The organism is Streptomyces barringtoniae, assembly GCF_020819595.1.
GTDB classification, from domain to species: domain Bacteria; phylum Actinomycetota; class Actinomycetes; order Streptomycetales; family Streptomycetaceae; genus Streptomyces; species Streptomyces barringtoniae.
The window spans coordinates 41,436-54,304 of the sequence record NZ_JAJHNP010000025.1; the positions used below are offsets into that span (position 1 = coordinate 41,436).

General features: G+C 73.4%; 14 protein-coding genes. 7 read left to right on the forward strand and 7 right to left on the reverse strand.

Annotation, left to right across the window (positions count from 1 at the left end; translation table 11 throughout):
• Nucleotides 1-11 precede the first annotated feature (11 nt).
• The 3 genes from LMU33_RS34505 to LMU33_RS34515 all read left to right on the forward strand — a co-directional run bounded on the left by LMU33_RS34505 (nucleotide 12) and on the right by LMU33_RS34515 (nucleotide 3,606).
• Nucleotides 12-746, forward strand: coding sequence for a response regulator transcription factor (locus LMU33_RS34505; protein ID WP_228624870.1), 735 nt, complete (start codon nucleotides 12-14; stop codon nucleotides 744-746).
• A complete protein-coding gene (locus LMU33_RS34510) occupies nucleotides 747-2,156 on the forward strand; it encodes a sensor histidine kinase (RefSeq protein ID WP_228624872.1) in 1,410 nt (469 codons plus the stop codon).
• A 181-nt stretch (nucleotides 2,157-2,337) separates the two neighbouring features.
• On the forward strand, nucleotides 2,338-3,606 hold the full coding sequence (locus LMU33_RS34515; protein ID WP_228624874.1) for an ArgE/DapE family deacylase: 1,269 nt from the start codon (nucleotides 2,338-2,340) through the stop codon (nucleotides 3,604-3,606).
• A gap of 15 nt (nucleotides 3,607-3,621) precedes the next feature.
• Here LMU33_RS34515 and LMU33_RS34520 read toward each other — a convergent pair whose 3' ends face one another.
• From LMU33_RS34520 to LMU33_RS34530, 3 genes are all read right to left on the reverse strand, one after another.
• Nucleotides 3,622-5,448: a phosphatidylglycerol lysyltransferase domain-containing protein gene (locus tag LMU33_RS34520; RefSeq protein ID WP_228624876.1), complete on the reverse strand. Its 1,827-nt coding sequence runs from the start codon at nucleotides 5,446-5,448 to the stop codon at nucleotides 3,622-3,624.
• Between the two features lie 153 nt (nucleotides 5,449-5,601).
• Nucleotides 5,602-5,877 (reverse strand): hypothetical protein, encoded by a 276-nt coding sequence (locus tag LMU33_RS34525; RefSeq protein ID WP_228624878.1) that lies wholly within the window; start codon nucleotides 5,875-5,877, stop codon nucleotides 5,602-5,604.
• A gap of 122 nt (nucleotides 5,878-5,999) precedes the next feature.
• Complete coding sequence (locus LMU33_RS34530) at nucleotides 6,000-6,626, reverse strand: CGNR zinc finger domain-containing protein (RefSeq protein WP_228624880.1); 627 nt, start codon at nucleotides 6,624-6,626, stop codon at nucleotides 6,000-6,002.
• 81 nt (nucleotides 6,627-6,707) lie between these two features.
• Between LMU33_RS34530 and LMU33_RS34535 the strand changes: the two genes are divergently transcribed.
• The gene (locus LMU33_RS34535) at nucleotides 6,708-7,490 is read left to right on the forward strand and encodes an MBL fold metallo-hydrolase (protein WP_228624882.1); all 783 of its coding nucleotides are present in this window, start codon (nucleotides 6,708-6,710) and stop codon (nucleotides 7,488-7,490) included.
• Between the two features lie 15 nt (nucleotides 7,491-7,505).
• Here LMU33_RS34535 and LMU33_RS34540 read toward each other — a convergent pair whose 3' ends face one another.
• On the reverse strand, nucleotides 7,506-8,120 hold the full coding sequence (locus LMU33_RS34540; protein WP_228624884.1) for a TetR/AcrR family transcriptional regulator: 615 nt from the start codon (nucleotides 8,118-8,120) through the stop codon (nucleotides 7,506-7,508).
• Between the two features lie 87 nt (nucleotides 8,121-8,207).
• Between LMU33_RS34540 and LMU33_RS34545 the strand changes: the two genes are divergently transcribed.
• Nucleotides 8,208-8,804: a peroxiredoxin-like family protein gene (locus LMU33_RS34545; RefSeq protein WP_228624886.1), complete on the forward strand. Its 597-nt coding sequence runs from the start codon at nucleotides 8,208-8,210 to the stop codon at nucleotides 8,802-8,804.
• Between the two features lie 15 nt (nucleotides 8,805-8,819).
• Here LMU33_RS34545 and LMU33_RS34550 read toward each other — a convergent pair whose 3' ends face one another.
• A complete protein-coding gene (locus tag LMU33_RS34550) occupies nucleotides 8,820-9,719 on the reverse strand; it encodes a LysR family transcriptional regulator (RefSeq protein ID WP_228624888.1) in 900 nt (299 codons plus the stop codon).
• An 87-nt stretch (nucleotides 9,720-9,806) separates the two neighbouring features.
• Between LMU33_RS34550 and LMU33_RS34555 the strand changes: the two genes are divergently transcribed.
• The gene (locus LMU33_RS34555; protein WP_228625047.1) at nucleotides 9,807-10,844 is read left to right on the forward strand and encodes an EamA family transporter; all 1,038 of its coding nucleotides are present in this window, start codon (nucleotides 9,807-9,809) and stop codon (nucleotides 10,842-10,844) included.
• A complete protein-coding gene (locus LMU33_RS34560; protein ID WP_249814645.1) occupies nucleotides 10,753-11,364 on the forward strand; it encodes an NAD(P)-dependent oxidoreductase in 612 nt (203 codons plus the stop codon). Before LMU33_RS34555 ends, LMU33_RS34560 begins: the two co-directional genes overlap by 92 nt.
• Here LMU33_RS34560 and LMU33_RS34565 read toward each other — a convergent pair.
• Nucleotides 11,361-12,536 (reverse strand): SPFH domain-containing protein, encoded by a 1,176-nt coding sequence (locus tag LMU33_RS34565; protein WP_228624890.1) that lies wholly within the window; start codon nucleotides 12,534-12,536, stop codon nucleotides 11,361-11,363. The genes LMU33_RS34560 and LMU33_RS34565 overlap by 4 nt on opposite strands.
• A gap of 11 nt (nucleotides 12,537-12,547) precedes the next feature.
• Entirely contained in the window at nucleotides 12,548-12,799 is a 252-nt protein-coding gene (locus tag LMU33_RS34570) for an NfeD C-terminal domain-containing protein (protein ID WP_228624892.1), read from the reverse strand.
• Between the last annotated feature and the right edge of the window lie 70 nt (nucleotides 12,800-12,869).

Sequence of the window (12,869 nt, forward strand, 5' to 3'; positions counted from 1 at the left end):
AAACTGGGTGCGTGCCCCAGACTGTGCTGCTCGCTGAAGACGACCGTGCCATCCGTCATGCCCTGGAGCGTGCCCTGACCCTGGAAGGGTACGAGGTGACGGCGGTGGCCGACGGCGTCGAGGCGCTGGCACAGGCCCACAAGACGCCGCCGGACGTCCTCCTGCTCGATGTGATGATGCCGGGGATCGACGGCCTCCAGGTCTGCCGGGTGCTTCGAGCCGAGGGCGACCGCACCCCGATCCTCATGCTCACCGCGCTCGTGGAGACCGCCGACCGCATCGCGGGCCTGGACGCCGGCGCCGACGACTACGTGGTCAAGCCGTTCGACGTCGAGGAGGTCTTCGCCCGGCTGCGCGCGCTGCTGCGCCGCACCAGCCCGGTGCCCACCGGCAGCGGCGCCGCCGGCGGCGGCGACAACGGCGGCCGGGAGCCCCAGCTCTCCGACCGGCAGATCGAGGCCGCCGGTATCCGCATGGACCTGCAGGCCCGCCGGGCCTGGCGCGGCAAGCGCGAGCTGGAGCTGACCCGCACCGAGTTCGAGCTGCTGGAACTGCTCGTGCGCAACGCGGGCATCGTGCTCGACCACTCCACGATCTACGACCGGATCTGGGGCTACGACTTCGGGCCCGGCTCGAAGAACCTCGCCGTCTACGTCGGCTACCTGCGCCGCAAGCTGGACGAGCCCGGCGCGCCGCAGCTGATCCACACCGTGCGGGGCGTGGGTTACGTGCTCCGGGAGGACTAGGTGAGCCGGCTGCGGCGGCTGCTGGCGCCCGGCCGGCCCAAGCTGGTCTCCCTGCGCACCACCTTCGCCGTCTCCTTCGCGGCCGTCACCGCCGCCGTCACGATCCTGGTCGGCATCCTGTCCTACGGCAGCGCCGCGCGGCTGGTCCGGGTCGACCAGCAGTCGGTGTTCACGCAGGTCGTGCAGGACGTCCGGGACGAGGTGCGGCAGCACGAGATGGTCCCCGAGGACTTCTCCTCCTCCCGCCCCGGGCACGACCTGGTCCGGCCCGCCCGCACCGATGTCCAGGTGCTGGGCGCACAGGGCCAGATCGTGGACCACGGCAACCCGAGCCTGCCCGTCACCTCCCGCGACAAGGCCATGGCGCTCGCCGTGACGGCCGGGAAGGTGGTCGAGCACAAGGACGTACTGGTGGACACGGACCTGTTCCGCGTCGCCACCGTCTCCCTCGGTGACGGGCGGGGCGCGGTCCAGGTCGCGCAGGAGTTCAGCGACACCGAGGACCTGCTGCGCACGCTGCAACAGCGCACGCTGATCCTGATGGCGGCGGTGGTGGTGGCGGCCGGTCTGTTCGGCTGGTGGCTGGCCCGCCGGATCACCCGGCGCCTGGTGATCCTCACCTCCGCCGCGGAGGACGTGGCCCGCACCCGCCGGCTGGGCATCGAGGTGCCGGTCGCGGGCCTGGACGAGGTGGGCCGGCTCGGCCGCGCCTTCGACCGCATGCTGGGCCGCCTGGCCCAGTCCGAGGAGGACCAGCGGCGCCTGGTGCAGGACGCGGGGCACGAACTGCGCACCCCGCTGACGTCCCTGCGCACCAACATCTCCCTCCTGCGCCGCATCGACGAACTGCCGCCCGCCACCCGGGAGGAACTGGTCGCCGACCTCAGCCAGGAGGCGCGGGAGCTGACCGACCTGGTCAACGAGCTGGTCGACCTGGCGGCGGGGCAGTCCGACACCGAGCCGCCGCAGCGGGTGGACCTCGCCGACATCGCCGAGGACGTCATGGGGCTCGCCCGGCGCCGCACCGGGCGGGAGATCGTGCTGCGCACCAGCGGTGAGACGACGACCGACGGGCGGCCCGGGATGCTTCAGCGGGCCATGTCGAACCTGGTGGAGAACGCGGCCAAGTTCGACCGGGACGGCAAGGGGCCCATCGAGATCAGCATCACCGGGCCGGCGCGGGCGGGGACGGTGCGGGTGGAGGTGCTGGACCGGGGGCCGGGTATCGCCGAGGGCGACCTCATCCGGATCTTCGACCGCTTCTACCGCGCCGCGGACGCGCGCTCCCTGCCGGGCTCCGGCCTCGGCCTGTCCATCGTCCGCGAGGTCGCCATGGCACATGGCGGGGCGCCGTTCGCCTTCCGGCGGGAGGGCGGCGGAGCGGTGATCGGTTTCACGGTGGGCGGATGAGCGCCGTGGGCCTGCCGGGTGCGGGTACCGCCTGATCGACACCGCCTCCCGCCCCTTCGTCATGCGCCGAGTACGGCTGCCCGGCCCCGCCGGGCCGAGTGGTGGTGGCGTTCGCGGGGTGTCGCCGGAGCCTGCCCCGGGGTGATGATCGGGGCCGGACCTCAGGAGGGGGAGGGCGGGGATGTTCGCCGATGCGGAGGCCGCTGCGCTCGCGTGCCTGGACGAGGCCGCCGTGGGCCGGATGCTGCTGGAACTGATCTCCGTGCCGAGCGTGACCGGGTCTCCGGCCGAGTCGGAGATCCAGCATCTGCTGGCCGGGTGGCTGGAACGGCTGGGGCTGGATGTGGACCTGTGGTCCATGGATCTCGCCGCCCTGCTCGCCGACCCGGGGTTTCCGGGGGCGGAGGCGGCCCGGGAGGAGGCCTGGGGGCTGGTCGGGTACACGGCGGACGGCGGGGACGGGCCGACGCTGATCCTGCAGGGGCACGTGGACGTCGTACCGCCCGGGGACCCGGCCGCGTGGGACGGGGATCCGTTCGTGCCGAGGGTCGTCGGGGGCGACCTCGTGCACGGGCGCGGAGCCTGTGACATGAAGGCGGGGCTGGTGGCCCACCTGGCCGCGCTCGCGGCGATCCGGGCGGCCGGAGTGCGGCTGCGGGGGCGGGTCGCCGTTCACTTCGTCGTGGGCGAGGAGGACGGTGGGCTCGGCGCGTTCGGGACGCTGCGGCGCGGGCACACCGGGGACGCCTGCGTGATCACCGAGCCGACGGCGGGCACCCTCGTCACCGCCAACGCCGGGGCCCTCACCTTCCGCCTCACCGTGCCCGGCAGGGCCGCGCACGCGAGCTCGCGGGACGCGGGGGTCAGCGCGATCGACGCGTACCTGCCGCTGCACCGGGCGCTCGGCGAACTGGAGGCGGCGCGCAACCGGGACCCGTCCCCGCTGATGGCCGAGTACCCGATCCCGTACGCCCTCTGCGTCGGCACCCTGCGGGCCGGTGACTGGGCCAGCAGCGTGCCGGACCTGCTGGTCGCGCAGGGGCGGCTCGGGGTGCGGATCGGGGAGGAACCGGACGCGGCGCGGGACGAGCTCGAGCGGTGGGTGGCGAAGGCGTGCGCCGCCGATCCCTGGCTGCGCGAGCATCCCGCCCAAGTGGAGTGGACCGGCGGGCAGTTCGCCAGTGGCCGGCTCGCGGAGGGGCATCCGCTGCGGCGGACCGTGGCGGATGCCTGCGTGGCCGTGGACGGCGGCTCCCGGCCGCGTGAGCGCGGCGCGCCGTACGGCAGTGACCTGCGGTTGTACACGGCGGCCGGGATACCGGCCCTGCAGTACGGGCCGGGGGACGTGCGGGTGGCGCACAGCCCGCGGGAGTGTGTGTCGGTGCGGGAAGTGGCGGGCGTGGCAAGGGCGTTGGTGGTTACGGCGCTGCGGACGGTCGGGGTGAAGTGAGCGGCCTCCTGCGGCTCAGGACTCCCGGCCGCCCATCCCCGGCAGCGTGAGGAACCCCTCCGCCCGGGCGCTCGCCAGACCGATCCTCGGGATGTCGCTGCTCTTGGCGAAGAGCAGGAAACGCGGTTCCCACACCGGGCGGTACTTGGCGTTGGCGCGGTAGAGGGACTCGATCTGCCACCAGCGTGAGAAGAAGGTGAGGGTCGAGCGCCACAGGCGCAGGACCGGGCCCGCGCCGAGGCGGGCGCCGCGTTCGAAGACCGAGCGGAACATCGCGAAGTTCAGCGACACCCGCTGGACGCCCAACTCCTTGGCGTGCAACAGGAGTTCCACGACCATGTACTCCATCAGACCGTTCTCGCAGTCGCGGTCGCGGCGCATCAGGTCCAGCGAGAGGCCGTGCTCGCCCCAGGGCACGAAGCTGAGCAGGGCGCGCGGCTCGTCGTTCGCGTCGCGGCACTCCAGCATCACGCAGCGGCCGTCCGCCGGGTCGCCGAGCCGGCCCAGCGCCATCGAGAAGCCGCGCTCGGTGGCGCCGTCGCGCCAGCGGTCGGCGCGCTCGATGAGCAGGGCCATCTCGTCGGCGGGAATGTCCTCGTGGCGGCGGATGCGGACGGTGTAGCCGGCCCGCTTGACCCGGTTGTGGGCCTGGCGGACCACGCGCATGGCGCGGCCCTCCAGGGTGAAGTCGGCGATGTCGACGATCGCCTCGTCGCCGAGTTCCAGGGCGTCCAGGCCGTGCCGGGCGTAGATGGTGCCGGCCTCCTCGCTCGCGCCCATGACGGCCGGGGTCCAGGCATGCCGGCGGGCCTCGCCGAGCCAGGCGTCGATGGCGCCGGGCCAGGCCTCGGGGTCGCCGATCGGGTCGCCGGAGGCGAGGGAGACCGCGCCGACGACGCGGTAGGTGACGGCGGCCTTGCCGGTGGGGGAGAAGACGGCGGCCTTGTCGCGGCGCAGCGCGAAGTAGCCGAGGGAGTCGCGCGCGCCGTGCTTCTCCAGCAGGGCCCGCAGCCGGGTCTCGTCCTCCTCGGTGAGCAGCTTCCGGCCGCGCGGGGAGCGGAAGCAGGCGTACAGGACCAGGAGGAAGGCCGCAGCGAGCAGGATGTTGACGATGATGTCGGCCCAGCGGGGCGCGTGCACCGAGTCGACCCGGTCGGCGAGCGGGCCGACGCTGATGCCGCGCAGCAGGGTGTAGGCGAGTTCTTCACTCCAGGGGGCGTGGGGCAGCTTGTTGGTGGCGTGCACGAGCAGCGTGCCGATGCCGCCGGTCACCAGGAGGCCGCCGGCGCCGACGGCCAGCGCGAGCTTCGGGTTGGAGGGGTCGCCGATGGCGTTGAACTCACGGCGGCCGATCAGCAGCGCGGCCACGAAGAGCCCGGTGAGGGCGGTGGAGACCCAGTTGAAGGCGTGGTCGCGGAACGGGTGCTGGGTGAGGGCGAGGACGTAGAGCACGAACAGGGGGCCCGCGCACAGCAGGTTGACCACCCAGGCGGCCCGCTTGCCGCGCCGCATCACCAGCGCCAGGAAGATCGCCGCCGCGGCCGAGACCAGGCCCGCGGTGGCCAGGTACGGCGTGAAGAACTGGCCGGCGTGGTGCGTGTGCGCGTGGACGTGGCGGGCGGTGAAGAGCTTGCCGTCGTTGTGTTCCTGCACCTCTTTGCGGAACGGCAGCGACATGACCGCGATGATGTTGAAGACGGCGATCAGCCGCAGGTACCACACGGTGGCCGAGGCCGCCCGCGCGCGCAGGCGTGGGCCTGGTACGGGCAGCTGGGGGATGCGCCGGGGACCGCGCTGGGCGGGGACCTGCGGGGAGATCATGGTCTGCTGCTGAGCGGGCATGGTGACTGGTCACCTTGGGGTGGTGGGGGACGGGACGACCCCGGTCGGGGCCGACCCTGACCCTACAGCTTGTAGGGTAGTCCGGTCGGGTCGTCTTCCGGGGAGGAGCGTACCGACAACCGCTCTTACCCGGCCCCTTCGGTGCCGAGCCTCTTACCCGGCCCTTCCCCTGCCGCGCCGGGCCGCCATCAGATGCCAGCCCAGGTTGCCCACCGCCGCGCCGGCCGCGACCGCGGCGACGATCACCCCGCCGGTCGCGAGCCCGTCGCTGAACAGGTGCGGCCGTCTGTCGAGACTGTGCAGCCCGAACCCGCACAGTTCGTACACGCCGACGGCGGCGATGAGAAGGCTGACGGCCAGCAGGGTCAGCGTCGGCGCCAGGCTGCGCACGCAGACCTCCCCGCCGGCCTCCGTTTCCGTGTCCTGCATGGATCCCCCGATGAACAGACGAATGAACGGCCCTGCGGCCGCTGGCGGTTGGGAACCTACAGTACGTAGGGTCGGTCGGGGGGACGGTGATGGCGCGGGGGCGGGTTTTCGCCCGGTCCCGCTCAGCCTTTTTCCCCCGTGCGGCCCGTCCGGCGGGCGTAGGCGCGGGCCGCGCGGGCGCGGTCGCCGCAGCGGGTGGAGCACCAGTGGCGGCGGCCGTGGCGGAGCAGGTAGCGGTTGCAGGGGGCGGAGCCGCAGGCGGTGAGGCGGTCGGCGTCGGGGCCGGTGAGCAGGTCGGCGGCGTCGGCGGCGAGGGCGGCCAGGGCGTGCTCGACGATCTGGGTGGTCGGGTGGGCCGTGGCGCGGTGCAGGCCCTGCTCGGCCGACCAGCGCAGCAGGGAGGCGGCCGGGGCGAGGGTGAGCGCCTCGTTGACGGCGTCGAGGGCCTCGGCGGGGGCGGGGCGGCCCTCGATACGGGAGGCGAGCAGCGGGCGGACGTGCTCCCGCAGTGACCGCAGCCGGCTCGCGCACGTCTCGCGCAGGTCGGCGCCGGCCGGAGCGAGCCCGCGGTCCACCAGCCAGCGCTGTGCCCCCGCGGGCGTGCCGAGGAGGTCGACCCGCTGGCCGCCGGGCAGGACGACCGCGCTGTTGGCGAGGTCGAGGGCGGGATGCTCGGCGGCGCCGGGCGCGGGCGGCGGAACCGCGCCGGCACTCTCCTCGGCAGGGATCACGGAACTCATGCTTCTCATGGTACGGCTTGCCTCCATCCGTGAGGCCGGGATAGTGTGTATCACGGATGACACCCTTTCTATCCGTGAGGTGAGAGTTCCATGGCTGCTGCTGCCGCCCGTGCCGGTGACTCCGGCGAGCAGATCCCCGTCCGCGTCCTCGGCGGCCCCACCGTCCTTATCGAATACGGCGGACTCCGCTTCCTCACCGACCCCACCTTCGACGACCCCGGCGACTACCCGTCCCCCAGCGGCCGCACCCTCACCAAGACCGCGCCGCCCCGCACGAGCGCCGCCGAACTCGGCCCCGTGGACGTCGTCCTGCTCTCGCACGACCAGCACGCCGACAACCTCGACCACTCCGGCCGGGCCCTGCTCGCGGCGACCCCGCGCACCCTCACCACCCCCGCGGCGGCCGCCCGGCTCGGCGGCACCACCGAGCCGCTCACCCCGTGGCAGTCCGTCGAGCTGGCCCGCCCCGACGGCGGCACGGTCACCGTCACCGCCGCCCCGGCCCTGCACGGCCCCAAGGGCTCCGAGCCCCTCGTCGGCGAGGTCACCGGCTTCCTGCTGACCTCCGCCGACCTGCCCGGCGTCTACGTCAGCGGCGACAACGCCTCCCTGGAACTGGTCCAGGAGATCGCCGACCGGTACGCCCCCGTCGACACCGCCGTCCTCTTCGCCGGTGCGCCCAGGATGCCCGTCCTCGACGACGCCCTCCTCGTCCTCGACGGTCAGGGCACGGCCACCGCCGCCCGGCTGCTCGCCGCCCGCCGGGTGGTCCCGGCCCACTGCGACAGCTGGGCCCACTTCACCGAGACCCGCGACGACGTCGTGAAGGCGTTCGAAGACGCGGGCCTGGCGGACCGGCTCCAGCTGGACTGAACCGAAAGACCTCTCTCAGGGCTCCAGGCCGCGCAGCAGCACCACGAGGCCGCCGAAGAACTCCCGCTCGGCGTCGACCCGTTGGGCGTGTGCCGCGGTCTGGGCCATGAGCGGGAACTCCTCGGGGTCCAGTGCGGAGATGGCCTGCGTGCCCGCGCCCGACAGGGAGCCGAGCTGTGCCAGCTGCAGGGCGCCGTTGACGTAGGCGACCAGGCTGCGCAGGGCCACGACCCGGCGCTCGCCCGCGAAGCCCGCGTCCGTGAGGATGCCGAGCACCGTCTCCGACCAGCGCAGCACTGCGCGGGAGTGGTGCCGGTGGGCGACCGACAGCGGGATCGCCGACGGATGCGCGCGCAGCGTGTCCCGCAGCCGCCGCACCATCACCTCGACGCGCTCGCGCCACGGCAGGTCCGCCGGCGGGGCTCCCGTGTCGACCGCGCCGAGCGTGAACTCCACGACGAGCAGCTCCAGTTCCTCGCGGTCGGCGACGTACCGGTAGAGCGCCATCGTGCTCATGCCGAGCTCCTTGGCGACCGTACGCATGGACAGCGCGGTCAGCCCCTCGCGGTCGAGGACGGCGAGCGCGGCCGAGGCCAGTCGGTCGGGGGTCAGGGAGCGGGGTCGGGGCATGGCGCTTGACAGCGTACGGCATACGCTTACGCTCGTAGGTGTACGACGTACGCCTACGTTCCGTGCCCACGAGGGAGACAGATGTCCATGTCCTCGTCCACGCCCCGGCGGCCCCTCCGCCCCGGCTCCCTGCTCGGCCCCCGCGAACTCACCCCCGTCTCCGGCCCGCCGCTCCCCGTGCCCGACCCGGATCGCCTGGTCCACCTCCAGTTCCGCCGCTTCGCGGGCTGCCCGGTCTGCAATCTGCACCTGCGGTCCTTCGTACGGCGGCACGCGGAGATCGGGGCGGCCGGCATCCAGGAGGTCGTCGTCTTCCACTCGCGCGCCGAGGAACTGCGGGAGCACATGGCGGACCTGCCCTTCGCCGTCGTGGCCGACCCGGACAAGCGGCTGTACGCCGAGTTCGGCGTCGAGTCGGCACCCCGGGCACTGCTGGACCCGCGGGTGTGGGGGCCGATCGTGCGGGCGGTGCTGCGCAGCTCCTGGGCGATACTGCGCGGCCGCGAGCGCGCCCCGTCCCGACCGCACGGCGGCCGGCTCGGCCTCCCCGCGGACTTCCTGATCGCGGCGGACGGCAGCGTGCTCGCCGTCAAGTACGGCGAGCACGCGTACGACCAGTGGGAGGTGGAGGAGTTGCTGGAGCTGGCGGGAACCCTACGAGGGGGCGACGCCGCCCGGGCCTGATCCCCGCCAGGGCGGTCAGCTCCTCGCAGGTGGCTGCCCGACGCCGAGGACCTCGAGCATCGCCCGGGTCGCCGGGCTGGGGTTGAACCGGCTCCACGCCAGGTACTCCAGCCGCCGCGGCCCGTCGACCACCGGAACCAGGACCAGCCGGGGATCGTCCTCGGCGAGCGGCCGGATGAACGCCGAGGGCAGCAGGGCGATGCCGAGCCCGCGCCCGATCAGCCGGGTGATCAGCTCCACGACCCCCGCCTCGTACGCGACGTCACGGGACAGACCCGCGGCGGCGAACGCCCGGTCGGACTGGGCGCGGGCGGGCGTTCCGGCCACGAAGTCCACGAAGGTCTCGCCCGCGATCTCCGCCAGCGTGACCCGGGAGGCGCCCGCCAGCCGGTGCCCGGCCGGCACCACCAGGACATGGCGGTCGTGATCGAGTACGACGGTCTCCACCCCGGCCGGCCGCTCGCCCTCCGGCAGGCCCAGGAAGGCGATGTCCAGCTCCCCGGCGCGGATCGCCGCCGCCATCTCGTCACTGCGTCCTGACCGCAGGACGACCCGGACCTCCGGGTGCCGGGCGCGGTAGCGCTGCAGCAGCTCGGGTACGTCGACGGCGGCCGCGGTCACGATCACGCCGACCGCCAGCCGTCCGCGCACCACGCCGGTCGCGGCCGAGGCGTCGGCGACCGCGCGGTCGGCGGCGGCCAGACACTCGCGCGCACCCACGAGGAACGCCGCACCGGCGCCGGTCAGCTCGACCCGGCGGCTGGACCGGGCGAACAGCCGCACGCCCAACTCCCGCTCCAGCGAGGCGATCCGGTGGCTCAGCGCGGACTGCACCACCTGACACCGCTGCGCGGCCCGGGTGAAGTTGAGGGTGTCGGCGACGGCGACGACGTAGCGCAGCTGCTGAAGGTCCACGGATCAATCGTGATCGTTCATGGCTGTGATGACAACCATGCTTTGGAATCATGGACGTCTCCCGCCAAGACTTCCTCCATGCACCCCATGCATTCCGTGCCTCCCACGCACCGATACCGGGCCCGGGCGGCGACCGTCCTGCTCACCGGGCTCGCTCCCGCATCCTGGGGCACCACCTACGTGGTCACCACGCGGCTGCTCCCGCCCGGGCACCCCCTGTTCGCGGGCCTGATGCGGGCCCTGCCCGCCGGACTGCTCGCGCTGGCGGTCACCCGGGTGCTGCCGCGCGGCGAGTGGTGGTGGAAGACCGCGGTCCTCGGCCTCCTCAACATCGGCGCCATGCCCCTGCTGTTCGTGGCCGCCGAACGCCTGCCCGGCGGCGTGGCCGCCACCCTCGGCGCCGCCCAGCCGCTGCTGGTCGCCGGTCTCGGCCTCGCGCTGCTCCACGACCGGCCCACGGCCTGGCGGCTGGCCTGGGGTGTCCTCGGCGTGCTCGGAGTCGGGCTCGTCGTGCTCGGACCACAGGCCCGGCTGGACGCCGTCGGCGTGCTCGCCGGTCTCGGCCATACGGCGACGATGGCCGCCGGTGTCGTCCTCACCAAGCGCTGGGGACGGCCGGCGGGCGTCGGCCCGCTCACCCTGGCCGGCTGGCAACTGACCGTCGGCGGGCTGCTGTTGCTGCCGCTCACCCTGGCGGTCGAGGGAGTGCCGCAGCGGATCGACGCGGGTGCCGCCGGCGGCTATCTGTGGCTCGGCAGCATGGGCGGGCTGATCGCGTACACGCTGTGGTTCCGCGGCATCGGCAGGCTGCCGGTCTCCGCGTCCGCGCCGCTGGTGCTGCTGTCACCGCTGGTCGCGACGCTCATCGGCAGCACGCTGGGCGAGTCGCTGAGCCCGCCGCAGACCCTGGGCTTCGCCCTGGCGCTGAGCGCGCTGGTGGCCGCGCAACTCGGTCCCACGGGACCCCGGACGAAGGAGGAGAAGCCCGATGAGGACGGGTTCGATGACGACAGCCGTGCTCGGGGCCACCGGGATGGTCGGCGCCCGGGTGGCAGGCGAGGCGAGGACGCGCGGACACCGGGTGCTGGCGCTGTCCCGGAAGCCGCCGGCGAGCGACGACCCTGAGGTGACACCGGTCGCGGTGGACGCGGCCGACCGGTGCGCCGTACAGGAGGCGCTGACCGGCGCCGACGCCGTCGTAGTGACCGTACGGACGTTCCCGGCCGACCAGGGGTTCCTCGTCGGCGCCACCCGCACGGTGCTGGACGCCGCCGCCCGGCTCGGGATCCGCGTCCTCGTGGTCGGCGGCGCCGGCGCCCTGCGCAGCCCCGGTGACCGGGAGCTGCTGGTCGCCGACGACCTCGCGTACGTGCCGGAGGAACACCGGGCCGTGGCGATCGCCGGGGTGGCCCAGCTGCGCGCCTGCCGGGCCCACACCGACGCCGACTGGGTCTACCTGAGCCCGCCGGCCGTACTGGAACCCGGCGAACGCACCGGCGGCTACCGGCGCGGCACCGGCACGCTGCTGACGGATGCCCGCGGCCGGTCCTGGATCAGCGCCGAGGACCTGGCGGTCGCCGTGCTGGACGAACTCGAACGCCCCGGCGCCGAGCGCCACTTCACGGTCGTGTCGGCGGACCGCTAGTCCATGTCCACCGGACCGTCGTCCGACTTGCGGTCCTTGTTGCCCGAGTGCAGCTGGAGCAGGCCCCTGCCGGCGTCCCCCTTGTTGTCCTTGTCCTGGCCCAGGCCCTGGCGGACCGAGTCGAGGATCGTCATGCCCTGGGACACCAGGCCGGCGGCGATCTCGCCGAGGCCGTCCGCGCCGTTCAGGACGTTGACGTTGGCGCCGGACAGGCCGCCGGCGGCCTCCTTCACGATCTGCGGGAGCTGGTCGATGAGCATCCGGTCGAGCGCGACCCGGTCGTAGGAGGCCGCGGCCTCCGCCTGGATCTTCATGCGCTGCGCCTCGGCGGCGGCGAGGATCCTGACCCGCTCGGCCTCGGCCTCGGCGGGCTTGACGACCTCGGCGACCAGCTGCTGCTGGCGCAACTTGGCCTGGCGCTCGGCCAGTTCCGTCTGGGCGGCGAGCACCTCCTGCTGGGCGTGGGCCTGCGCCAGCGGTCCGGCCTGCGCGGCCTGCGCCTGGGCGCGGTCCACCTCGGCGGAGTACTCGGCCTTGACGATGGCGGTCTGCCGGGCGTACTCGGCCTGCTTACGGGCCGCCGCCTGCTCCGCCTCGACCGCGGCCTGGGTGGCCTGGGCCTGGGCGATCTGGGCCTGCCGCTGGATGGCGGCCTTGTGCGGGGCCGACATCGCGTCGATGTAGCCGGTGTTGCCGTCGTCGATGGACTGGATCTGCAGCGAGTCGACGATCAGGCCGATCTTCGCCATCTCCACCTTGGAGGTGTCCAGGACCTCGGCGGCGAGCTTCTGCCGCTCGGTGACGATCTCCTCGACCGTCATCGAGCCGATGATCGCCCGCAGGTGGCCGGCGAAGATCCGGCCGGTCAGCACCGACATCTGCTCCTGGTCAGACAGGAAGCGCTGACCGGCGTTGATGATGCTCTCGTGGTCGTTGCCGACCTTGAAGGCGATGACCGCGCGGACGTGCAGCGAGATGCCCTGCTTGGTCACACAGGTCTCGGTGACCTCGGCCTCGCACATGGAAAGGGTGAGGAACCGGACCTTGCGAAAGACCGGGAGCACGAACTTTCCGTGGCCCGTCACCACTCGGAACGGCGCGCCGCCCAGTCCCCGCCTGCCGCCCGAGATCAGCATCGCCTCGTCGGGAGCGGGAACGCGGTATCCGAACATGCTTGTACTCCTCAGCCTGCGTCGGCGGCCCCGCCGCCGAGCGCGTCCAATGGATCCACCCACTCGATGACGCCGACCTCGCGGCATCCCCGTGATTCGATCACGAGGACCGTAGCGCCCGCGGGCAGGGGATCCTCGGACCACGCCAGGAAGGTCTCGGAGCCGCCTCTGACCCGCACCAGGACCTCCCCGGGGCCCGCGGATCCGCGCGTCCCGATGAGCACCTTGCCCGTACAGCCGACCACGGCCTCGTCCTGCGGCATCACCGGCCGTCCTCCTCGTCCTGACCTGAGAATTCCGACGATAGACCGACCGCGGCCGGTTCCCAACGGG